Source organism: Streptomyces sp. NPDC002640, assembly GCF_053592575.1.
This window is the reverse complement of sequence record NZ_JBSFVZ010000023.1, coordinates 1-23968: the sequence shown is the minus strand read 5'-3', so window position 1 is coordinate 23968 and position 23968 is coordinate 1. Positions and strand designations below refer to the sequence as shown.

The window sequence follows — 23968 nt, the reverse complement described above, 5'->3', positions numbered from 1 at the left end:
TTACTCAGCCCTTCGCGGCGGCCGCGTTGGTGTTCTTGACGATGTCCTCGGCGGTGCCCTTGCCGGCCATCAGGTTCACGACGGCGGTGTTCATGGCGTTGCCGACGTTCTGGCCGTACTCGGTGTCGAGGAACATCATGGAGTAGGCCGCCTTGTTGAAGGCCTCCAGCGCCGAGACGTTGTAGTCGTCGGTGACGACGCCCTGGGCCTCCTTGTTCACCGGGATGGTGCTGAAGCCCTTGGCGTACTTCTCCTGCTGCTCCTTCGTGGCGAGCCAGCGCAGGAACTCGAAGGCCTCCTTCGGAGCGTCCTTCGCGACCGAGTAGCCGTCGCTGCCGCCCATCATGGCGCTGGGGTCACCCTGGCCGCCGTCCACCGCCGGGAAGGGGAACCAGCCCAGGTCGGGGAGGGGCTTCTTGTCCGGGGTGAGGCCCGCGATCACACCCGGGTTCCAGTTGCCCATGAGCTCCATGCCCGCCTTGTGGTTCGCGAGCATGCCCGCCGACGAACCGGCACCCTGCTGGGCGGGAGTGGTCAGGTAACCCTTCTGGAAGGGCTCCACCTTGAGGAACTTCTCCAGGTCCTTGCCGGCCTTGGTCCAGCACGGGTCGTCGAACTTGAGGTCGGCGGCGGCCTTGCTCATGGCGTCCTGGCTGCAGTTGCGCAGGGCGAAGTTGTAGTACCAGTGCGCCGCCGGCCACGCGTCCTTGGCGCCGACCGCGATCGGGGCGACGTCGATCTTCTTCAGCTTGGCGACGGCGTCCTCGAGCTCGCTCATCGTCTTCGGGGGCGCGGCGATGCCGGCCTTCTTGAAGAGGTCCTTGCTGTAGTAGATGCCCTCGGGGTTCGTGGACAGCGGGACCGCGTACACCTTGCCGTCGATCGTGGCGCCGGCGACCGCCGCGCCCGCGTTCGCCTTGTCCTGCTCGGTGAAGGGCAGTTCCTTGAGCTGGCCGGCCTCGACCATGGCCCGCATCTTGCCGCCGCCGCGCTGCAGGAAGATGTCCGGAGCGGAGTTGGAGTTGAGCGCGGTCTGCAGCTTGCCGTCGAAGTCCTCGTTCTGGACCGTCTGCAGCTCGATCGTGATCTTCGGGTTCTCCGCCATGTACTCCTTGACGGCGGACTCCCAGAACTCCTGGCCCGGGCCGGGGGAGGCGTTCTCCCACACGGTCAGCGTGACCTCACCGTTGGCCGAGTCGCTGGTGTCCTCGCCGTTGCCGGCGCAGCCCGTGGCGACGAGAGCGATGCCCAAGCCGAACGCCACAGCCGCCGCACCGCGTATTTTCCTCGTCATCGTGGAACTCCCTGATCTGATTCTTGACACAATGGCTGCGATAGGTGTGCGCAAAGTAATGGCCTGCCGGGCGCCGTAATCGCGCGATGGCTTGATCCGGTGCTCAGTCAGACAGCGGCCGCGACAACAATGAGGGTCCTCGGGCACGTGGCCAATACGCGTGATCACTGCCAACTCGTGCTTCCGGCTGCGGGCATGCGGTTGTGAACGTGCCAGGTGGACTGTATGACCGTACGAAGTCGTCTCGGTTACTGGGGGTTGCGAACGCACGAGAGTATGCGCTCGCCGCAGAGCGGCAGTCAATGACTCGTTTTCGAAAGTTTGTCGAAACTTATCTGCAGCAGCCTGCGAGGACCGTCGAAATATTTCGACGCCGTCCGTCGCTCACGCCCGCCCGGACGCCACCGCCCCGTGCGATCCGGCCACCTGCGGCCCCGCGTCCTGCCCCGTCCCGGGCCGCGCCCGCCGAGACCCCGGGGCGCCCGGCCGCCTTGGGGCACCGCGCCTCCCGCCCGGCCGGCTCCCGAGGCGCCGGTGCCGGATCCGCGAGGGCTCGTCGCCGCGGCCCGTGGCCGCCGCGCGGCCCGTGGCGGGACATATCGGCGGCGCCGGCGGCGGTCCGGGCCCGCGAAGGGCGTTCGGGCCGATCGCACGCGCCGAAGCCGATCGCACGCGCCGAAGTCGATCGCACGCGCCGAACGGGGTGCGGACCGGGTGCGGGCCGGGCACGGACGGGGTGCGGGCCGGGGGCGGACGGGTGCCAGTCGCCGGAAGTGACGGCGGCCCGACCCCGCCGGCCGCGCCGCGGCGCGCCGTCGCGGTCCCGTGACGGCGACCGGGCTTCCGTTTGGTCCGTGCGATCGGTACGGTGCCACGGCCCGGGGCGGGCCGTATACGAAAGAATTCCGATCGGTGGCGCGACGCCGCCCCGTCCGGCCGCCATGCGGTCCCCACCTGGTGCCACCGGGGCCGTTGTGCCCGGCGGGGGTGGCGGCGGGTCGCGGGGACGCTCCACGGTGCGTCGAACAGGGTCGACGGACGTTCGTTCCGATCGCAAGAAGCGCACGCCGCGTTCCGTGCCGATTCCGCTTTTCCGGCCCGGAGTGCCGAATGAGTGAGAATGTCCGACCCGTCGCCGGATTCACTTATTGATCGCCTTCTCACCCCGCCGGGACACCTGTATTCGAAGGGCGAACGCAGGGGGTTGACAGTGTTCAAACGCCGTGCGAACCATGGGAGCGCTCCCACTGGTATCGGCACCACCTCGTCACCTTCCCGTCCCCACGAGCCGAGAGGCCCCCCGGAAAGGATCGCGCCGCATGCGCCTCCTCAGGAGACACCGACCCCGCCTGCGCGGCCCCGCGACCGCGCTGGCCGCCTTATTGGCGTTACCCCTGACCCTGACCGACCTGTCCGCCGCGCCCGCCCAGGCCGCCGCGGTGCAGTGCAGCGTGGACTACAAGACCAACGACTGGGGCTCCGGCTTCACCGCGGAGCTCACCCTCACCAACCGGGGCACCGAGGCCCTGGACGGCTGGCGGCTCACCTACGACTACGCCGGCAACCAGCGCCTGAGCAACGGCTGGAACGGCGTCTGGTCGCAGTCCGGCAAGACCGTGACCGTCACCAATCCGACCTGGAGCCGGACCCTCGCGGCCGGCGCCGCCGTCACCGCCGGAGCCCAGTTCTCCTACAGCGGGACCAACGCCGCCCCGACCTCCTTCGCCGTCAACGGCACCACCTGCACCGGCGCCCACCAGCCCCCGGTCGCCGTGCTGACCAGCCCCGAACCCGGCGCCACCTACAGCGTGGGCGCCGAGGTGCCGCTGGCGGCCACCGCGGCCGCGGCCGACAGCGCGACCGTCAGCAAGGTCGAGTTCTACAGCGACACCGCGCTGCTGGGCACCGACACCACCGCGCCGTTCGAACTGAGGACGAGCAGCCTCGCCGCCGGCGACCACTCGCTCTACGCCCGCGCCTACGACTCGCGGGGCGCCACCGGCGAGTCCTCCCCGGTCGGCATCCGGATCGTCTCCGGCCCCGCCGTCACCGCCAACCCGAGCCAGATCGGCGTCCAGCAGGGCCAGACGGGCAGCTACGAGGTCAGCCTCTCCCGGCAGCCCTCGGCCAACGTCACGGTCACCACGGCACGCGAGTCCGGCAACACCGGCCTGACGGTCACCGGCGGCGCCAGCCTCACCTTCACCCCGCAGAACTGGAACGTCCCGCAGAAGGTGACGGTCTCCGCCGCGGCCTCCGGGTCCGGCTCCGCCGTCTTCGCCTCCTCGGCGAACGGCCACTCCGCCGCCAAGGTGACGGTGACCCAGCTCGACGCGGGCGGGGACTACGACGCGCGCTTCCTCGAGCTCTACGGGAAGATCACCGACCCCGCCAACGGCTACTTCTCGCCCGAGGGCATCCCCTACCACTCGGTGGAGACGCTGATCGTCGAGGCGCCCGACCACGGCCACGAGACGACCTCCGAGGCGTACAGCTACCTGATCTGGCTCCAGGCGCAGTACGGCAGGGTCACCGGTGACTGGACGCGCTTCAACAAGGCGTGGGAGACCATGGAGAAGTTCATGATCCCCACCAAGGCCGACCAGCCCACCAACTCGTTCTACAAGCCCGGCGAGCCGGCCACCTACGCTCCCGAGCACGACCTGCCCTCGCAGTACCCGGCGAAGCTGGACCCGGCCGCCAAGTCCGGCGCCGACCCCATCGCCGCCGAGCTGAAGAGCGCCTACGGCACGGACGACATCTACGGCATGCACTGGATCCAGGACGTCGACAACGTCTACGGATTCGGCAACGAGCCCGGCAAGTGCAACGCCGGACCGACCGCCACCGGGCCGTCCTACATCAACACCTTCCAGCGCGGTCCGCAGGAGTCGGTCTGGGAGACCGTCACCCACCCGACCTGCGACAACTTCACCTACGGCGGCCGGAACGGCTACCTGGACCTGTTCACCGGGGACTCCTCCTACGCCAAGCAGTGGAAGTTCACCAACGCCCCCGACGCCGACGCCCGCGCCGTCCAGGCCGCCTACTGGGCCGACGTGTGGGCCAAGGAGCAGGGCAAGGGCTCCGAGGTCTCCGCGACCGTCACCAAGGCCGCCAAGATGGGCGACTACCTGCGGTACGCGCTCTTCGACAAGTACTTCAAGAAGGTCGGCAACTGCGTCGGACCGGCCGCCTGCCCCGCCGGAAGCGGCAAGAACAGCGCCCACTACCTGCTGAGCTGGTACTACGCCTGGGGCGGCGCCACCGACACCTCGGCCGGCTGGTCCTGGCGCATCGGCTCCAGCCACGCGCACGGCGGTTACCAGAACCCGATGGCCGCCTGGGCGCTCAGCAACCACGCCCCGCTGGCGCCCAAGTCCTCCACCGGCAAGTCCGACTGGGCCACCAGCCTGACCCGGCAGGTCGAGTTCTACCGCTGGCTCCAGTCGAGCGAGGGAGCCATCGCGGGCGGCGCCACCAACAGCTGGCAGGGCCGCTACGCCCAGCCGCCGTCCGGGACGCCCACCTTCTACGGCATGTACTACGACGAGAAGCCGGTCTACCACGACCCGCCGTCCAACCAGTGGTTCGGCTTCCAGGCCTGGTCCATGGAGCGCGTCGCCGAGTACTACCACGAGAGCGGCGACGCCAAGGCCGGCGAGGTCGTGAAGAAGTGGGTCGACTGGGCGATCTCCAAGACGACCGTCAACCCCGACGGCACCTTCCGGTTCCCGTCCACCCTCCAGTGGTCCGGGGCGCCGGACACCTGGAACGCCGCCTCGCCCGGCGCCAACGCCAACCTGCACGTCACCGTCGCCGACTACACCAACGACGTCGGGGTGGCGGGCGCGTACGCCAAGGTCCTGACCTACTACGCGGCCAAGTCCGGCGACGCCAAGGCCAAGGCCACCGCCAAGGCGCTCCTCGACGGCATGTGGGAGCACCACCAGGACGGGCTCGGCATCTCCGTCCCGGAGACCCGCAGCGACTACAACCGCTTCGACGACCCGGTCTACGTGCCTTCCGGCTGGACCGGCAAGATGCCCAACGGCGACACCGTCGACTCCTCGTCGACCTTCGCCTCGATCCGCGGCTTCTACCAGGACGACCCGGCCTGGTCGAAGATCGAGGCCTACCTGAAGGGCGGCTCCGCGCCGGTCTTCACCTACCACCGGTTCTGGGCGCAGGCGGACATCGCCACCGCGCTCGGCGCCTACGCCGAACTGCTCGAGTAGCACGGCGGGACGTACGCGTGGCCGCCCCGGGACGATCCGTTCCGGGGCGGCTGCGTGTCACGACCCGGGCCGCCGGGCCGCGTTGAGCCGCGCCGCCCGGCGCGTCAGGTGGTCCCGTTCGGCCGCGGACGGCGCGCGGGCCGCTGCCTCGACGTACAGCCGGGCGGCGGTGACCGCATCCCCGTCGCGCTCGTGGAGGTGGGCCGCGACCGCGGTGTGGCGGGGGAGCGAGGGGTCCAGCGCGGCCAGCGCCGCCAGGCCGGCGCGCGGTCCGTCGGCCTCGCCCACCGCCACCGCGCGGTTCAGCCGGGCCACCGGGCTGTCCGTCAGTCGCACCAGCTCGTCGTACCACTCGACGATCTGCGTCCAGTCGGTCTCCTCGGCGCGGCGCGCGTCGGCGTGCAGCGCCGCCACCGCCGCCTGCGCCTGGAACTCGCCCAGCCGGTCCCGCGCCAGGGCCTTCCGCAGGATGCCGATGCCCTCGGCGATCGCCGCACGGTCCCACCGGCCGCGGTCCTGCTCGGCGAGCGGCACCAGGCTGCCGTCCGGCGCCGTCCGGGAGGCCCGGCGGGCGTGGTGCAGCAGCATCAGCGCGAGCAGCCCCGACACCTCCGGATGGTCGACCACGGCGGCGAGCCGCCGGGTGAGCCGGATCGCCTCGGCGGCCAGGTCCACGTCGCCGGAGTACCCCTCGTTGAAGACCAGGTAGAGCGTGCGCAGCACGGTGGCGACGTCGCCGGGCCGGTCCAGGCGCACCCGCGAGACCGTGCGCTTGGCCCGGCTGATCCGCTGGGCCATCGTCGCCTCCGGCACCAGGTAGGCCCGGGCGATCTGCCGGGTGGTGAGCCCGCCGACGGCCCGCAGCGTGAGCGCGACCGCCGACGACGGCGTCAGCGACGGGTGCGCGCACAGGAAGTAGAGCCACAGCGTGTCGTCCGCCGCGGGCACGGGCCCCGGCGGCGGCTCCTCCTCCACCAGGTCCTCGCGCCGCCGCCGGGCCGCGTCCGCCCGCCAGGCGTCCAGGTACCGCCGCCACGCCACGGTGACCAGCCAGCCCTTGGGATCCCGCGGGGGTTCCCCGGGCCAGACCCGGACCGCCTCGAGCAGGGCGTCCTGGACGGCGTCCTCGGCCGCCGCGAAGTCGGCCCCGCGGCGGACGAGGACGGCCAGCACGCCCGGTGTGAGGGCCCGGAGCAGGGCCTCGTCCATGGGCGCGGTCACTCCGAGACGGTGTCCGGCATGGTCAGGAAGGGGCGCAGCTCCAGCCACTCGTGGATCGGCTTGCCGCCGGCCCCGGGAGCGGCCGACAGTTCACCGGCCAGCTCCACGGCCCGGTCGTAGCCGTCCACGTCGATCACCATCCAGCCGGCGATCAGGTCCTTCGTCTCGGCGAACGGACCATCGGTGACCGGGGGACGCCCCTCGCCGTCGTAGCGGACGAACGTCCCCTCGGGGGCGAGCGCCTGCCCGTCGACGTACTCCCCGGTCTCCTCCAGCCGCGCCGCGAAGTCGTTCATGTACCGCAGGTGCGCCGAGATCTCCTCCGGCGTCCACCGGTCCATCGGAACGTCGTTCACCGCCTGCGGAGCGCCCCGGTAGTGCTTGAGCAGCAGGTACTTGGCCATGGTGTCCTCCTCGGTGCCGACGCGTCCATTGTGGGCGCGTCCACCCCGGGGACGGAGCCGATCACGCGATCTCGACACGCGCCGGGAAACTTTTTCCGGTGATCCTGCCGCCTCCGCCGCAGGAGGCGGGAAATCACAGGTCACAGCCGACGACGGCGCGTACCGGACCGCGGTCACGGGACCTGGACGCGCTCCGTTCGGGTCAGCCCGGGGAGTCATGAACCGGCGGGGGCGGGAGACTCGGGACAGAGACTGCCGCCCCGCCCCGGAGGTCGCCCCATGGTCCGCACCGTCGTCGCAGGACTCGACGGGTCGCCCGAGAGCCGTGCCGCGGTGGACTGGGCCGCCCGCGAGGCCCGGATGCGGGAGGTGCCGCTGCGGATCCTGCACGTGCACGAGCCGACCCCGCCACGGCTGGCCCAGGCGCCCTTCCTCGCCGAGGAGACCCGGCAGGACTGGGGCCGCGAGGTCCCGCCGCGGGTCGCCGACGAGGTGCGCCGCGAGCAGCCCGGCCTGGAGGTCACCGTGGAGGGCGCCGAGGGCCACGCGCCCGTGATGCTGCTCGGACGGACCGGGCCGGAGGGGCTGCTCGTCCTCGGCTCCCGGGCCCTCGGCGGCATCAGCGGCTTCCTGGCCGGATCCGTCGGCCTCAACGTCGTCGCCCACACCGAGCACCCGGTGGTCCTGGTGCGGGCCGGCGAGAGCGCCGTCGACGAACACCTCGCCGCCCCGGCCGACGGCCCGCGCGCCGACGGCACCCCCTACCGGCCCGTCGTGGTCGGCGTCGACCCCGAGGGCACCGACGACAGCGTCCTCGCGTTCGCCTACGAGGCCGCCGCGCGCCGCTCCGCCCCGCTGCGCGTCCTGCAGGGCTACAGCCTGCCCGCGTTCTTCGAATGGGCCGGCTCCGTGGAGGGCGAGGCCCTCGGCGAGATGGACCGGCAGCAGGCCGAGCTGCTGGAGCAGAAGCTCGTCCCCTGGCGCGCCCGGCACCCCGACGTCGAGGTCCACCCGGAGTCGCGGCGCGGAAACGCCTCCGCCCTGCTCGCCGAGGCGTCCCGGAACGCCTCGCTGCTGGTCATCGGCCACCGCATCCGCAAGCACACCCTCGGACTCCGCGTCGGCCCCGTCGCCCACGCCGTGATCCACCACGCGGCCGCCCCGGTGGCCGTGGTGCCCCACCAGTGAGCCCCCGCTCCCGGTACCGCCCGACGCCCGACGGACCCGACGACCGATGGAGTCGCCCGATGACCACGGCCCCGCACCAGGACGCACTGCCCGACGAGGAACTGCGCGCCCTGCTCGCCCACTGGCGCGCCGCCAACTACCTCTCGGCGGGGCAGATCTACCTGATGTCCAACCCCCTGCTCCGGGAGCCGCTGCGCCCCGAGCACGTCAAGCCGCGGCTGCTCGGCCACTGGGGCACCTCCCCGGGCCTCAACCTGGTGTACACGCACGTCAACCGGGTGATCCGCAAGCGCGACCTGGACGCGCTGGTGATCTGGGGACCGGGGCACGGCGGACCCTCGGTCGTCGCCAACTCGTGGCTGGAAGGCAGCTACAGCGACACCTACCCCGACATCTCCCCCGACGCGGAAGGCATGGAGAAGCTGTTCCGGCAGTTCTCCTTCCCCGGCGGGGTCCCCAGCCACGTCGCCCCCGAGACGCCCGGCTCCATCCACGAGGGCGGCGAACTCGGCTACTCCCTCGCCCACGCCTACGGCGCCGCCTTCGACAACCCGGACCTGCTGGTCGCCTGCGTGATCGGCGACGGGGAGGCGGAGACCGGCCCGCTCGCCGCCTCCTGGCACTCCAACAAGTTCCTCGACCCCGTCAACGACGGCGCGGTGCTGCCGATCCTCCACCTCAACGGTTACAAGATCGCCAACCCCACCGTCCTCTCCCGCCTGCCCGAGCACGAACTCGACGAACTGCTGCGCGGCTACGGCCACGACCCGGTCCACGTCACCGGCTCCGACCCCGAGCAGGTCCACCGCACCATGGCCGCCGCCTTCGACCAGGTCCTCGACCGCATCGCGGTGATCCAGCGCACCGCCCGCGACGAGGGCGTCACCGACCGCCCCCGCTGGCCGATGATCGTGCTGCGCACCCCCAAGGGCTGGACCGGCCCCGCCGAGGTCGACGGCGTCGCCGTCGAGGGCACCTGGCGCGCCCACCAGGTGCCGCTGGCCGGGGTGCGCGACAACCCCGCCCACCTGGCGCAGCTGGAGCAGTGGCTGCGCTCCTACCGGCCGGAGGAACTCTTCGACGACACCGGCGCGCCCGTCCCCGAGGTGATGGCCTGCGTGCCGGAGGGCGCGAAACGGCTCGGCTCCAGCCCCTTCGCCAACGGCGGCGTGCTCACCCGGCAACTGCCCGTCCCGCCGCTGGAGGACTTCGCGGTCCCCGTCGAGCGCCCCGGCGCCGGCCCCCACGAACCCACCCGGGTGCTGGGCTCCCTGCTCGAAGCGATCATGAAGAACACCGCGGCACGGCGCGACTTCCGCGTCGTCGGCCCCGACGAGACCGACTCCAACCGGCTCTCCGCCGTCTTCGGCGCCACCGGCAAGGCGTGGCAGGCCGACACCCTCCCCGGCGACGTCAACCTCGACCGGCACGGCCGGGTCCTGGAGATCCTCTCCGAGCACCTGTGCCAGGGCTGGCTCGAGGGCTACAACCTCACCGGCCGGCACGGCCTGTTCTCCTGCTACGAGGCCTTCGTCCACATCGTCGACTCCATGGTCAACCAGCACATCAAGTGGCTGAAGACCTCCCGCGCCCTGTCCTGGCGGGCCCCGGTGCCCTCCCTGAACTACCTGCTGACCTCGCACGTCTGGCGGCAGGACCACAACGGCTTCTCCCACCAGGACCCAGGCTTCGTCGACCACGTCCTCAACAAGAGCCCCGACGTGGTCCGCGTCTACCTGCCCCCGGACGCCAACACCCTGCTGTCGGTCGCCGACCACGCCCTGCGCAGCAAGGACTACGTCAACGTCATCGTGGCCGGCAAGCAGCCCTGCTTCGACTGGCTCTCCATGGACGAGGCCCGGGTGCACTGCGCCCGCGGCGCCGGCATCTGGGACTGGGCGGGCAACGAGCAGGGCCGGGAGCCCGACGTGGTGCTGGCCTGCGCCGGCGACGTCCCCACCCAGGAGGTCCTGGCCGCCGCCAAACTGCTGCGGCAGCACCTGCCGGACCTCGCCGTCCGGGTCGTCAACGTGGTCGACATGACCCGGCTGCTGCCCAAGGAGGAGCACCCGCACGGCCTCGCCGAGGCCGAGTTCGACGGACTGTTCACCGCCGACAAGCCGGTGATCTTCGCCTACCACGGCTACCCGTGGCTGATCCACCGGCTCGCCTACCGCCGCCGCGGCCACGCCAACATCCACGTCCGCGGCTACAAGGAGGCCGGCACCACCACCACACCGTTCGACATGGTCGTCCAGAACGACCTCGACCGGTACCGGCTGGTCATGGACGTGATCGACCGGGTGCCCGGCCTCGCCGTGAAGGCGGCCACCGTCCGCCAGGCCATGGCGGACGCCCGGGCCCGCCACCACCTCCACATCCGCGCCACCGGCGTGGACCTGCCGGAGGTCGCGGACTGGTCCTGGAACGACTGACCGGCCGACCGCACCGCTGCCGCGAGGAGACGCCATGGGCGAGTGGACCTGGGAGTACGAGGGGTACGACCCGGCGCAGGAGAAGCTGCGCGAATCCCTGTGCACCCTCGGCAACGGGTACTTCGCCACCCGGGGCGCCCTCCCCGAGTGCGCCCGCGACCGGGTCCACTACCCCGGCACCTACGCGGCGGGCTGCTACAACCGCCTCGTCTCCGACATCGCCGGACGGCACGTCGACAACGAGGACGTCGTCAACCTGCCCAACTGGCTCCCGCTGCGCTTCCGCACCGAGACCGGCCACTGGTTCACCCCCGACACCCACACCGTCGAGGAGTACCGCCAGCGCCTCGACCTGCGCCGCGGGCTGCTGGAACGCACCCTCCGCTACCTGGACGCCGACGGCCGCGCGGTCCGGGTCCGCCAGCTGCGCGTCGTCCACATGGCCGACCCGCACCTGGCGCTGCTGCGCACCGAGCTCACCCCCGAGGGCTGGTCGGGGGCGCTCGAGGTGGAGTCCGCGCTCGACGCCGGCGTCACCAACGGCAACGTCGACCGCTACAAGGACCTCGCCTCCCGCCACCTCACCCACATCCAGCCGGGCGTCACCGAGGAGGGCGTCGCCTGGGTGCGGTGCCGCACCACCACCTCCGACATCCGCGTCGCCCTCGCCGCGCGCACCGAGGTCGACGCCCCCGCCGAGACCGTCACCGAGCAGGGGGACACCTCCGTGGCCCGGCTGATGCGCTTCGCCGTGGCCGACGGGCACACCGTCACCGTCGACAAGACGGTCGCCCTGCACACCTCCCGCGACCCCGCCATCAGCGACCCGCTGCACGCCGCCCTCGACCGCGTCGGCCGGGCCGGCGGCTTCGAGACGCTGCTCGACACCCACCACGTGGCCTGGTCCCAGCTCTGGCGCGGCGCCGAACTCGACGTCCCCGGCGAGGCCGGACCGATCCTGCGGGTCCACCTCTTCCACCTGCTGCAGGTGCTCTCCCCGCACACCGCCGGACTCGACGTCGGCGTGCCCGCGCGCGGCCTGCACGGCGAGGCCTACCGCGGCCACGTCTTCTGGGACGAGCTGTTCGTGCTGCCCTTCCTCAACCTGCACTTCCCCGAGGTCTCCCGCGCCCTGCTCACCTACCGCCACCGCCGCCTGGAACGCGCCCGCTTCAACGCCACCGACGCCGGGTACCGCGGCGCCCTCTACCCCTGGCAGAGCGGCAGCGACGGCCGGGAGGAGACCCAGCGGCTCCACCTCAACCCCCGGTCCGGCCGCTGGCTGCCCGACCACAGCCACCTCCAGTACCACGTCGGCTCGGCCGTCGCCTACAACGTCTGGCGCTACGCCGAGGCCACCGGCGACACCGGCTTCCTGCACGGCCAGGGCGCCGAGATGCTCCTGCAGATCGCCCGCTTCTGGGCGGACTACGCCGGCTTCGACAAGGACCTCGGGCGCTACCGCATCCGCGGCGTGGTCGGCCCCGACGAGTACCACGAGGCCTACCCCGACGCCGAGCGCCCCGGCCTCGACGACAACGCGTACACCAACGTCACCGCCTCCTGGGTGATCGCCCGCGCCCTGGACGTCCTCGGCGAGCTGCCCGAACCCCTGCGCCGCGACATCCTGGAACGCACCGGCCTCGACGACGCCGAGCTCGCCCACTGGGACGACGTCTCACGCCGGCTCCACGTGCCCTTCCACTCCGGGGTCATCAGCCAGTTCTCCGGCTACGGCGAGCTCAAGGAACTCGACTGGCACGGCTACCGCGCCCGCTACGGCGACATCCGCCGGCTGGACCGGATCCTGGAGGCGGAGGGCGACACCGTCAACCGCTACCAGGCGTCCAAGCAGGCCGACGTCCTGATGCTCGGCCACCTCTTCCCGCCGGGCGAGCTGCGCGCCCAGTTCCGGCGCCTCGGCCACGACCTCGACGACGAGACCTGGCTGCGCACCGTCGACCACTACCTGGCCCGCACCAGCCACGGTTCGACCCTCAGCAGCCTGGTGCACGGCTGGGTGCTGGCCCGCGCCCGCCGGGCCCAGGCGTGGGAGTTCGTGCAGGAGGCGCTGGCCGGGGACATCGCCGACGTGCAGGGCGGCACGACGGGGGAGGGGATCCACCTCGGCGCCATGGCCGGCACCCTCGACCTTGTGCAGCGCTGCCTGCCCGGACTGGAGACGGGCGCGGGCGCGCTGCGGTTCGACCCGGTGCCGCTGCCCCAGATGTCCGAGTACCGGTTCTGCCTGCGCTACCGGGGCCACTGGGGGGTCAAGGTCCGGCTGCGCCCGGGCGAGCTCGAGATCTCCGTCGCCGCGGCGGCCCTGGAACCGGTCACCGTGCACCTGGGGGACTGGACGGAGTCGCTGGCCCCCGGCGAGACCCGGACCGTCCCCCTGCCGGAGCGGCTGGGGACCGCACCGGGGTGAGCGCACCGCTGCGGGCCGCGCCGTGCGGTACGGCGCCCGTGCACGACCACTCCCGCGCATACGGTAAGCTTGATCCGCGCGATCACGCAGGGCGACCGCCCGCGTGGGAACCGCATCGGGACGTGGCGCAGCTTGGTAGCGCACTTGACTGGGGGTCAAGGGGTCGCAGGTTCAAATCCTGTCGTCCCGACTGGAGACAGTCGCAGGTCAGGGCCGGTTTCGGAATCATCCGAAACCGGCCCTTGATCGTTCTCGTCCGCGATCGTTCTCGTCCGCCGGGCGCAGCCGCAGAGTGACGCGGCGGCTGCGCTCCGGCACGACGAGACCGACGAGACCGGCGCGGCCGAGCGCCGAGAGCCGCCCGGCCCGGCCGGTTCAGGTGGACCACACGACCCTGTTCCCGTTCATGATGACGACCTTGCCGTCCGACCGCAGAACCAGCTTCGCGCCGTTGTTGCCGTGCGTCTTGCTCGCCCATACCGGCTGGTTGGGGTTGTAGACCACGAGGTTGCCGTCCGCCTGGAAGACGGCCCTGTGGTTCTGGCCGAACATCATGGACGCCCACACGGCCTTGCCGCTGCGGTTGTCGTAGACGACCAGGTTGCCGTCCTTCTGCAGGACCATCCGTATCCGGTTGGTGGTCCATGCCTGGCCGACCTGCAGTGTGCTGGGCGCCGTGACGGTCTCGGTCGTCCACTCCGGCTCCGGGGCCTCCTCCTTCTCCTTCGCCTTCGGCTCGTCGCCGCCGGCCTCCGGCTCCCGCTTCGGCTTCTGCTCCTGCTTCGGCGAGGGCGCCGGCGCTTCCGCCGCGGGCCGGACCGGGGCCTCGGCCTTCTTCTCGTTCTTCTCCTTCTTCTCCCGGCTCGGAGAGGGACTGGGCTTCTCGGTGACGTACTCCTCCGGGGTGCCGCCGGCGGGCTTCTCGTCCAGCAGGGTGCCGGAGTCGTTGGCGGTCAGCTCGCGGGCGGTGTCGTGCTTGTCGTCCCTGTCGTTCGCGCCTCCGACGAGCAGCAGCGGCACGGCCACCAGGACGGCGCCCGCGATCGCGGCCGCCGCCAGGACCGGCTTCTTCGGACGCCCGCCGTTCGCGCCTCCGTCAGCCGTCCCGTCCGGCGGCGTCGCACCGCTGTCGGCCGCCGTCGCGGTGGCGGGCTCCGCCGGTGCCGGCTCCTCGGCCCCGGTGACGGCCGGACCGACGGCTGCCCGGGAGGGCGGCGAAGCCGGCTCGCCGGACGTCTCCGGCCCGGTCGGCGCGCTCGCGGTCACCGCCGTCGCGGACGCCGGCTTCCGGCCCCGCGTCCTTTTGGCCGCTGTGGCGGTGCCGTCCTCCGCCTCGGCGGGGGACGCCTGGGACGACGCCTCGCCCGTTCTCCGCGCCGGATTCGCGGCCCCCTCGGGATCGCCGGCCGGCTCCCCACGCCCCGCCGGGGTCAGCGTGCCGGAGGGCGGTTCGGAGGCGGCGGGCAGCGGTACGGCCACCCGCACGCGCGGAGTGGCGCCGGCCTCCGAGGGGTCGCGCCCGTCCGATGCGGGGTGTTGACGAACCATGCTGTCACTTCTCCTCATTGATGGGCGGTCGGACGCCGTCGGTCCCATGGGCCGGGCGCGGCGGTCACGACGGGATATGGAGCAAGGGATGCGGGGGCGCGGTGGTACTGGTGGCGACCGGGACGGTCACCTCCGGGACCACTTCTGATTGGGCGCGCCGAAGCACGACCACAGGTGCGCCGGGCTTCCGTCGGCGGTTCGGTTCTCGAGGATGTCCACGCACTTGCCGGCGATCCCGGCCACCAGGTCCCCGACAGCGTTCAGGCGGAACTGCTGGGCCGGGTTGCCGCTGCAGTCGGCGACCTGGATCACCGTGCCGTTCTCCTGGGCGCCCCAGGCCACGTCCATGCACCGGCCCTGAGCGCGGATGGTGCCGTCCGACCGGAAGGTCCAGCGCTGCCCCGCGGAACCGTTGCAGGTCTGCAGCGTCAACTGGGTGCCATCGGCGCCGGATCCGGCGCTCAGGCACTTACCCGAGGCCTTGCTCACCAGGGTGTCACCGGCCACGGGAGCGGCATCCGGCTTGGTGTCCGCGGCGGGCTCGTCCTCCTTCTCCGCCTCCTCGGCGGAGTCGGCGGCCGCAGCCCGCGTGTCCTTGCCGGACTTCTCGGCCGCGTCGTCCGTGCTGCCCGGCTTCTTCTCCTTCTTGTCCGTGTCCGTGTCCGCGGCCTCGCTCGTGTCCGAGGGGGAGGGGGTGGGCTCGGACGACGGCGAGGGCGAAGGGGACTGGGCGGCGTACTGGCCGGACCGCCGCGACCCCTCCTCCAGGACCGTGCCGTCGGTGGAGTCGACCACGACGGCCGCGGCGGACCGGTCCCGGTCGCCGGACCCCGACAGCAGGAACGGCACGGAGACGAGTACGGCTCCGGCGATCGCCGCGGCGGCCAGCACCGGCTTCTTCGGGCGCCCGGGCGCCGCCTCCGTCCTGACCACCGTGTCGCCGTCCGGCGGGACCGAGCTCGACGCCGCGTGAGTGCCCTGCTCGTCGGCCGGCGCGGCCGCGCCCGGAGCCGGGGCCGACTCCCGGACCGGTGGGTCGGCCGTGACGTCGGCGTCGGGCCGCGTGCGGGAGTCCGTGTCCGTGTCCGTGTCCGCGGCGGAGGCGGCGGGGGTGGGTGCGGACGCGGGTGCGGGTGCGGGGACCATGCCGACTCCGGTGCCGGTGCTGTCGGTGTCCTCGGAGGGCACGGCAGCGCGCGCGGAGGCCGGTTTCAGTTCCGTCGTGGGACCGGCGGCCGGTCCGGGCAGCGCGAAGGCCTGGCGCACCTTCGGCACGCCGGGCTCCGCCGCGGCCGACGACGCACTGCCGGTCGGCACCGTGCGCGGGGCGGACGTCCGCCGCACATCAGAACCGGGAGGTGGTGTCGGTCCGTCTTCTCGCTTCGGCACAAGTACTCCGTTCAGGCGTCTCAGTGGTCGGGGGAACCCACGGGTCCGGCACAGCGGGAGGGCCAGTCGAACGACACGGCTGCGGGACCGTGCCGGTCCAGTGCCTCGCCGAGGCGACCGAGCACGGCCCGGTCCTGGTCGTCCAGTTGCGCCGTGCCGACGGGGGAGGAGAGCTGGGCGGCCGGCAGTTCCCGCAGCAGAACGAGGGGCGAGGAACCGCCGGTCCGTACGTCGAGCACGCGGAACGCCGTGCCGGGCGCGAAGACCACCTCGTCGTGCGGGGCGGCGGAGCCGGTGGCGGCGGACAACTGCCGTACCCGGCGACCGGTCACCGACCAGACGGCGTACCGGGCGTTCGCGGGGGCGGGGCCACGGCCGTCGCCCGGCAGCGCGCTCACCGGTGCCGCGTCGCGCAGGACGGTGCCGGGGACCGGTGTCCGGTCCTGGGTTCCGCCGTCCGGCCCGGCACCGCGCAGCACCGGGCCGCGGAAGGACGGCAGCCGCCGCAGGGCCGAGGTGACGCAGGCGCCGTAAGGCCTCAGCAGCGGGTCGCCGGCGCGCAGGCACCGGTCGAGTTCCTCGTGGCCGAGCCCGCCGTCCGGCGCACCGGTCCGCAGGTAGAGCAGCAGCGCGATCAGGTCGGCGCGCGCGGCCTCCTGCTCGTGTCCGCGCAACGCGGGCATGCGGGTGAACATGCGCGTCACGACGGCCGCCTGACGGTCCCACACCGCGTCGGCGAGCGACCGGAACGCGGCCCGCTCCGCGTCCGTGCTCCGGTGCCCGGGCAGGAAGGGCACGGGAGGCAACGGCCGTGAGGGCGTCGGCGGCGGTACGGGCGCGGCTCCCGCGGCCGTCGGCGTGGGCGGCGTCGACGGCTCGGCGGAACGGGGAGCGCGCTCGGCGGGGGCCGGTGAGGGGTTATCCGAGGAAGGGGTGCGGGTGGCGGCCGGGGAAGGGGTGCTGGTGAGCACCGGCCGGCTCGGGGGAGCCGGCAGAGGGGCTTCCTCGTCGTGTCCGGTGTTCCGACCGCCACCGCTCGCGGGCGCGTCGGGGTCCTGATGGGCCGACGACGGCTCCGGGTGTGGCGCGCGCGCCGGGGTGGCGGAGCGGGAGGGCCGGGCCGGGGACCGGGAGGGCTCGGCGCCGGTCGCTCCCACGGACCGGCCGGACGGAGCACGGTGACCGGCCGAGGCATCGGGCGCCGCTGCTTCGGCGGCTGTTCCCGGCACCGGGGAGGGTACGCCCGCCTGGGCCCCGTCGGCCGTGGAGGGCGTCCTCGTCGTGGTGGGCAGGGAACGCGGAGGGGCGGGCGGTTCCTCCGGCGTGGGGGCGCCGTCCGTGCCGGTATCCGTGCCGTTCGTGCAGGTTTCCGTGTCCGGCCGTGGGCCCGGAGCGGGCGCCGGTCCGGGTGCGGCCGGGGCCTGCGCGGCGTGGGTACCGGGAGGCGAGGAGACGTTTCTGCTCGCCGGAGCGGGAGTGCCGGGGCCCGCCGCAGCGGGCGTCGCACCGGACGCGTTCCCGCCGACGGCAGGCCGCGGCCCGGCGAGTGCCGCCGCCGCACCGGCTGCCGTACCCGGGGCAGAGCCCACCGTCGTCCGCGGACCTGGAGCCGAACCCGGACCCGTGCCCGAACCGGAACCCACGGCCGGACCTCGACCCGCGCCCGGACCTCGACCCGCGCCCGAAACCGCCGCCCCCGCAGCGCCGTTGCCCGCCGTGCCCGTACCGGCGTTCGCCGCCGGTCTCGGCCGCGCTGCCCCGTGCGCGGGCGCGGGGCGGACCGCGGGGTCGTGCGGTGCCCCCGCAGGGAGGGGTGCGGCCGGTGCGGTCCGGCCGAACGACGCGAAACGCAGGCTGCGGACCTGGTACTGGGCGGCCAGGCGGCGCAGTTCGAGGCCGCCGTCCACGGCGGTGCCGTGCACATGGACGCGGCTCCGCGCCGACAGGCCGGGCGGCAGCGCGTCGAGCAGTCTCTCCAGCACCGGCCACAGCGACCGGTCGAGCGCGTCGCCGGGTCCGCCCACCTCGATCTCCGGGCCCTGGGGATCCACGGGCCGGGCCGCGAAGGAGGGCGGCTCCTTGTCCGTGCCGTTGATCCACAGGCCCGCCCGGGTCGCGGTGACCTGCCACCGGTCGGACAGCCGCACCACGCCGCGCCGGGCGTCGCCCCGGCCGGGCAACGGCGGGCTCCAGCGCAGCAGTCGGGGTGAGGACGCGCCGGGCGCGCAGATCACGGAGTCGACGAACGGCTGCCAGCGCGGGGCTCCGTCGGCGCCCACGGTCATCGAGCGCACGGTGTTCCCGTCGCGGCCGAACGACTCGGCGAGCAGCGGCAGCCCGCTGTAGACGACGACGTCGGCGTCGACCAGTTCGGCGGTGTCCTGCCCGACGCGCAGCACGTCCCGGCGGCCGCCCGGCGCGAACCGGAGGACCGTGCGGGCGGCGGCGGGCAGCGCCGTCACCAGGTCCGCCACGTCACCGGAGGTGACGTCCTCCCCGTCCGGCACCCCGACGACGACGAGGATGCCGTTCCGGTCGACCGGCACGGCGTAGCACAGGTCGCCCGGGCGCGGGGCGCGGGCGCCCTCGGGGCGGACGAGCACGCCGGCCGGTATCTGCTCGACGACACAGCCGTTGCGGGTGCGGGACGGCAGGGAGCCCGGGGCGGGCTGCCAGCCGGGTGCGGGCTGACGGGGGCCCAGCGGGACGGGCGGCACACCGGGGGAGAAGCGCCACCAGCCGGGTTCCCGGCCACCGCCCGGCTCGCCGTCGGCCGGCCCGTCGTGGACGAAGAGCCCGCCGCCCGGCACGCCGAGGACCGTTCCGTCCGGGGCGATCACGTCGATCTCCCAGGCGTCGGCTATCCGGCGGGCGACGGAGGGCCCGCCGGGGCGGTCGTCGCCCGCGCGGGTCATCGCCAGCCGGATGGTGCCGACGCCGTCGCCGCACAGGGTGTCGATGAGGGCACCGAGCCGTGCCCAGAGGGCGGCGGCCGTGTTCCCGCCCGCGCCGGCGACGACGGTCACCGTGTCGTCGTCGTCGGCCTCGAGGGCCCGGGTGAGGTCCGCGATGTCGGCGGGCCCCAGCAGTTCGTCGGAGGGCCGCCTCAGCAGCAGAAGGCGGCCGTACTCCTCGACCACGAGACCGGGCCTGGGCGATTCGGCCCGCGGCGTCGGCCGGGCGGTGTCGGACGGGCGTGAAGCGGCCCGGCGGCGACCCCAGCGCATCAGCGGTGGCCCCCCTCGGCGGCCGGGGCCGGGGAACAAGCGGCCGACATCAATTCATACGCCACGAACATAGCAGGTGAATTCCTGGGTGATATGTGTGAACGGGTACGTTCCAGCGATATCGGACCCGTGTGCCGGCCCACCGTAACACCGCGCCAATTCCCCTCCGCGCGGTGCTCCGCACCCGGCAAGTCCCCTCTGCAGCAGGTCATTTGCAGGACCACGCCCTGGCGCGGCCCCATGCGGCGGGATTTCACCGCATGGGCCTGTCGCATGAGGAGCCGACTTCTCCTGATCATACTGGGACACTCTCTCCACGCGTCATGACGGCTTCTCCGGGACGAAATACCGTATGCCGTCGAAAAGCAGTCGTACGGTGCCGTGCCGGCCGACACCGAAGGTGCGCGGGCGTCCGTCCGGGGTGATGACGACGATCTCGACACCGAGAGCGGTCGCGGCCGTGGCGACCGCCCGCTCCCAGGTTTCCCCGGCGGGTTCGCCGGCTCCGGTGTCCCGGGCCAGCAGCCAGCGCAGGTGCTGCGCCGGGGTGAGACCGAGGTCCCGCACCGGCAACGAGCCGCCCAGCAGGATCGCCTGGGCCCGCTGCCCGGAGGTCAGGGTGACGTCCAGGCCGTCCAGCTCGTCGACGGGCACGGACTGCTCCCCGTCGACGGGCAACCCGCCGTGCGCAGCGAACACGTCCACCAGGGCGTCCACGAGCGTCATTCCCTCGCCGGACGCCTGCGCCGGACCGCCGGTGTCCTCGCCGGCCGGCCCGGTGTCCTCGCCCGTCGGTCCGGTGGTCGGGGCCGCCTGGCCCGTCTGCTCGGCGAGGTGGGCGACGGTCAACTCCGCACCCGTGGGCAGCAGGACACGGGCGCGCTCCGCCGCCTGCCACAGGCGCGCGAGCGCCCGGGCCGGATCCGCCTCGCCGATCCCGGCCGACCGGGCCAGGGCCAGGAGCGCCCGGTCGTCGGCCCGGGCGAGGAACGGGGCGGGTGCCGCGAGCCGGTCCAGCTCCGCGCCCAGCTCGCGTTCGTCGTCCCCGACGCCGTCCAGGTCGTACAGGGCCGTGAGCCGCTGGTCGGACAGCCGCTCCGCGCCGTCGGGGGACCCGATCTCGCGGCCCAGCTCGACGGTGAGGCCGAGGTTCCGCCGGGCCGCGACGTCACGCAGGTAGGCCGCCATGCTCTCCGCCTGCGCCCGGGTGGTGAACCGCTGGGCGGAGCCGAACAGGTCACCCCAGTTGAGCACGATCCGGTCGACGTCCGTCCAGGTCAGCTCGCCGTGGATCTGGGTCTCGAAGTACCGGCCCACGGCCGCGTAACCGAGCTCCGCCACGTCCCGGCGCATCTCCGGGTCGTAGCGGAACCGGGTGGCCTCGGCCAGGGCCAGCCGCACCCGCCGCTCCTCGCCGTACGCGAGGAGCGGGTAGACGTGGGCGTTGTCGGTGTACGACAGGACGCCCCGCTCGGCCGGGTCGGCGCTGTCCCCGGGGGTGTGGGTGACCCTGCCGCGCACCGAGTCCTTCCAGTGGACGACGGCACTGCCGTAGGAGTACGTGCCGCCCTTCTGCGACGGCGAGACGAGCGCCGCGTACTTGGGCAGTTCGTCGGGGTCCGGCGGGTCGAAATCGCCGCCGGCGGGACCGGTTCCGGGCGCACCGGCCACGCGGCGCAGCGCGGCCGCGTACCCCTGAAGCTCCTCGACCCAGCCGCGTCCGGCGCGGCTGGGGGTGCCCCCGGTGGAGCCGGTGGCCCAGAAGCCGCGGAAACCGGTGTCGGAGGTGACGGCCTCGGCCCTGGTGGGGACGGTGCCGTCGGGACGCGGAGCAGCACCCTCGGGGCGCCCCGCGAGGTCGACGTTGGAGGCGATCGGCAGCCATCGTACGTGGTCGTGCGCGGCCTGGGCGACGGTGGCGATGAGCTCCGGGTCGTCCACGGGGTACCGGGTGCGGAACGAGTCGTTGAACCGGCCGATCCGCTCCAGGAAGGCCGCGCGGTCACGCTCGTGGAACATCTCCCCGCGCTGTTCGGCGGCGAGCAGCGCCCACGACTGACTGGGGGTCAGTCTCTCCCAGCCGTCCCGGTGAAGCGGGTCGCCCGGGGTCCGCAGGGCGTGCAGCAGCTCCAGGTCCTGGGCGTCGGGGACCATGTGACGGTCGACCCGGACCGCGTCCCCCGCGTCCACCGCGTACTCCGAGGCGTGCACGGTCAGCTGCTGGCGGTGCCGGGTGCCGGGAAGCGGGCGGCTGATCGCCTGCTTGGCCAGCTCCCGCCGGTCCAGTGCCTGCGGCATGGCGAGCTCACCGGCGGCTTCGGCGCCGGTGACCACGGCCGAGGTCGGCGCGGCCGGCGGCCGGGGAGGCGGTGCGACGGTGCCCGCGGGCGCCGCGTGCACGGCGGCCGCCTCGCGGCGGCGCAGCGGGGCCAGACGTTCGGCGACGACCGCGTCGATGAGCGCGCGCCGCGCCTGCCGTGCGGCGTCCGCGGCGTCCCTGGCCGCCCGTTCCACCTCCTGCGGCGTGACCTCGCGCACGCCGGTCACCAGTCGCCCGAACTCCTTCTCGTTGCCGTGCCCGATGCCGACGTTGTGGTGGGTGTGCGCCGCCAGGACGTCGGCCACGTCCCGCTCGGTGCGGAAGTTGGCGGCGGCGCCGGTGCGCAGCCGTTCCTGGTGGACGAGTGCGGAGTCCCGTATCTGATAGGCGCCCGCCTGCTGATTGGGTGTGCCGTGATCGCCGATGAAGTTCCAGTAGCCGTCCCACGGCAGGGTGAACTCCAGTACCCGCTCGTCGTCGGAAGCGGCGTTCGCGTTGCTGAACACGCTCGTGTGCGACAGCGAGGTCGTGAAGAACTTCCGGTACTCCACGCTCCGGTTGTACGCCATCGCCGCCGTGATCGCCGCCCGAGGGTCCCGGGCACCCAGGAACTGTGCCGCCTCCGCCGCCGACATCTTCCGGTACAGCCGCATGGGCGCCCCGGCCTGCCGGTCGATCGGCGTCGGGGACGCGGACTGCTCCTCCCGGATCCGGACCAGCCGGTCGTGGAACGGCCGCATCTGCTCGCGCATCGAGTCGTGGGCGGCGAGGGTGTCGACCACCAGGTCCTGGCTGTACGCGAAGACGTAGTAGCCGCTGTCGAAGTCGGCCGCGGAGCCATCGGTCTCGAAGAACTCCGCGTACGCCTGGAAGTACGCCTCCATCACATCGGCGGTGACCCGCTTCGCGGGGCCCGACGGCGCGGCGTGCAGGTCCGCCGGAGCCTCCGACTCCCCGTGCGGGTCGGCCTGCGGACCGGGGAGGGCGACGGCCGGTTCCGCCACCGCGTCGCTCTCGCCGATGCCGGTCATGAAGTCGCGGAAGGCTTCGTAGCGGGCGTTGTCGGTGGTGGTGGCGGTGACGGGGTTGGCGGTGGCGGGGTGCGGGGGTTGTGGGTCGGTGCCGTAGAGGCGTTCGAGGAGGGGGAGGAGGTCGGGTTCGTTGGCGCGGACCCAGGCGGCGCCGTTGTTGCGGGGGCGGCCGGTGGTGGTGTCGTGGCCGTGGTTGGTGCCGAGGTAGGCGTTGCTGAGCTGGGCGAAGTACTCGTATTCGTCGGTGGAGGAGTAGTTGTCGGCGTCCGCGCCCTGGAGGTCGCGCCGGATGCCGTCGGGCCAGGGGGCGTCCGGTCCGGCGGCCAGCCGTGCCTGGAAGACGCGGTTGATGAGGTGGCGGTCGGTGTCGGTGAGGGCGGTGGTGTGGAGGAGGTGGGCGATTTCGTGGGTGGCGGAGGAGTAGCCCTCGGGCTGGTGGGGGACGGGGCCGACGGTGGTGTTCTCGCCGAGGAGGTTCTCCTCGGCGACGGCGGCGACGGGTCCGCTCTGGGCGCCGCGCAGGTCGTCCAGGCCGCGGCCGTCGGGTCCGTGCAGGCCGGTGAAGGAGCTGACCGAGCCGAGTGGTACGTCCTGGGGGAGGACGACGACCGTGGCGCCGGAGGCGAGCAGGCGGGTGAGGGTGTCGGGGTCGCGCAGCATGCGGGCGACCTGGGCGTAGGCCTCCCAGCGGGCGGAGACCGGCCGGGCGGACTCACCCGGCACCACGACCAGCAGCCGCGCACCGAACTGCGCGAACTCGTCCACCGAGAGCCGGTCCCGTAGCGACGCGACGAACTCGTCCTGAGCGGCCAGCCACCGCCGGTGGCCCACGGGCAGCGAGGACAGCTCGTCGAGGAGCGCGGGCACCGGCAGCGCCGACAGGGCCGCCACGAGCGCCTCGGCGCCCTCGGGGCGTACCGACTCCGGCAGGTCCACGGCGGGTTCGGAGCCGGGACCGGCGAACGCGAGCCCGGACGGATCCGAGCCGGACGGCTCGCCCTGCAGGCCACGTTCCCGTGCCGCCGCCAGCTTTCGGTCCACGAGGTCGGAGGCCAGCTGCCGTAGCTCGGTGCGGATGTCGTCCTCCGCGGCCGCCGCGGCCGTGTCGACTTCACCGGCCGGCACGATCCGTCGGCCGGTCACCAGTTGGGCGAAGGCTCTCGCGTTGCCGTGGCCGATGCCGATGTTGTGATGGGTGCGCCCCGTCACGACGTCCGTGACGTCCTGCGGGTCGTGGAAGTT

At 73.3% G+C, this 23968-nt stretch carries 10 protein-coding genes, 1 tRNA gene and 1 pseudogene; 5 read left to right on the top strand and 7 right to left on the bottom strand.

Annotated features, from left to right (window positions below; translation table 11 throughout):
* Nucleotides 1–4: 4 nt before the first annotated feature.
* Nucleotides 5–1294 carry an ABC transporter substrate-binding protein gene (locus tag ACWD3O_RS26335; RefSeq protein WP_451417584.1) on the bottom strand — a complete coding sequence of 430 codons (1290 nt, stop codon included), beginning with the start codon at nt 1292–1294 and terminating at the stop codon, nt 5–7.
* A gap of 1319 nt (nt 1295–2613) precedes the next feature.
* Between ACWD3O_RS26335 and ACWD3O_RS26330 the strand changes: the two genes are divergently transcribed.
* Entirely contained in the window at nt 2614–5532 is a 2919-nt protein-coding gene (locus ACWD3O_RS26330) for a glycoside hydrolase family 48 protein (protein WP_451417583.1), read from the top strand.
* A 57-nt stretch (nt 5533–5589) separates the two neighbouring features.
* Here the strand turns inward: ACWD3O_RS26330 and ACWD3O_RS26325 are convergent, their stop codons facing one another.
* Entirely contained in the window at nt 5590–6741 is a 1152-nt protein-coding gene (locus ACWD3O_RS26325) for an RNA polymerase sigma factor (protein WP_451417660.1), read from the bottom strand.
* Nucleotides 6742–6749: 8 nt separating this feature from the next.
* Nucleotides 6750–7157 carry a YciI family protein gene (locus ACWD3O_RS26320; RefSeq protein ID WP_451412192.1) on the bottom strand — a complete coding sequence of 136 codons (408 nt, stop codon included), beginning with the start codon at nt 7155–7157 and terminating at the stop codon, nt 6750–6752.
* 279 nt (nt 7158–7436) lie between these two features.
* Here ACWD3O_RS26320 and ACWD3O_RS26315 point away from each other — a divergent pair, with 279 nt between their 5' ends.
* The 4 genes from ACWD3O_RS26315 to ACWD3O_RS26300 all read left to right on the top strand — a co-directional run bounded on the left by ACWD3O_RS26315 (nt 7437) and on the right by ACWD3O_RS26300 (nt 13401).
* Entirely contained in the window at nt 7437–8345 is a 909-nt protein-coding gene (locus ACWD3O_RS26315; protein WP_451412193.1) for a universal stress protein, read from the top strand.
* A gap of 59 nt (nt 8346–8404) precedes the next feature.
* On the top strand, nt 8405–10780 hold the full coding sequence (locus ACWD3O_RS26310; RefSeq protein WP_451417582.1) for a phosphoketolase family protein: 2376 nt from the start codon (nt 8405–8407) through the stop codon (nt 10778–10780).
* Nucleotides 10781–10814: 34 nt separating this feature from the next.
* Entirely contained in the window at nt 10815–13211 is a 2397-nt protein-coding gene (locus tag ACWD3O_RS26305; RefSeq protein ID WP_451417581.1) for a glycoside hydrolase family 65 protein, read from the top strand.
* A gap of 116 nt (nt 13212–13327) precedes the next feature.
* Nucleotides 13328–13401, top strand: a tRNA-Pro gene (locus ACWD3O_RS26300).
* Between the two features lie 185 nt (nt 13402–13586).
* Here ACWD3O_RS26300 and ACWD3O_RS26295 read toward each other — a convergent pair.
* The 4 genes and pseudogenes from ACWD3O_RS26295 to ACWD3O_RS26280 all read right to left on the bottom strand — a co-directional run.
* The gene (locus ACWD3O_RS26295) at nt 13587–14759 is read right to left on the bottom strand and encodes a mannose-binding protein (RefSeq protein ID WP_451412196.1); all 1173 of its coding nucleotides are present in this window, start codon (nt 14757–14759) and stop codon (nt 13587–13589) included.
* A gap of 126 nt (nt 14760–14885) precedes the next feature.
* A complete protein-coding gene (locus ACWD3O_RS26290; RefSeq protein WP_451417580.1) occupies nt 14886–16034 on the bottom strand; it encodes a ricin-type beta-trefoil lectin domain protein in 1149 nt (382 codons plus the stop codon).
* A 134-nt stretch (nt 16035–16168) separates the two neighbouring features.
* Nucleotides 16169–19288 carry a hypothetical protein gene (locus tag ACWD3O_RS26285; RefSeq protein WP_451417579.1) on the bottom strand — a complete coding sequence of 1040 codons (3120 nt, stop codon included), beginning with the start codon at nt 19286–19288 and terminating at the stop codon, nt 16169–16171.
* 408 nt (nt 19289–19696) lie between these two features.
* Nucleotides 19697–23968: pseudogene (locus ACWD3O_RS26280) on the bottom strand (hypothetical protein); the annotation flags it as partial.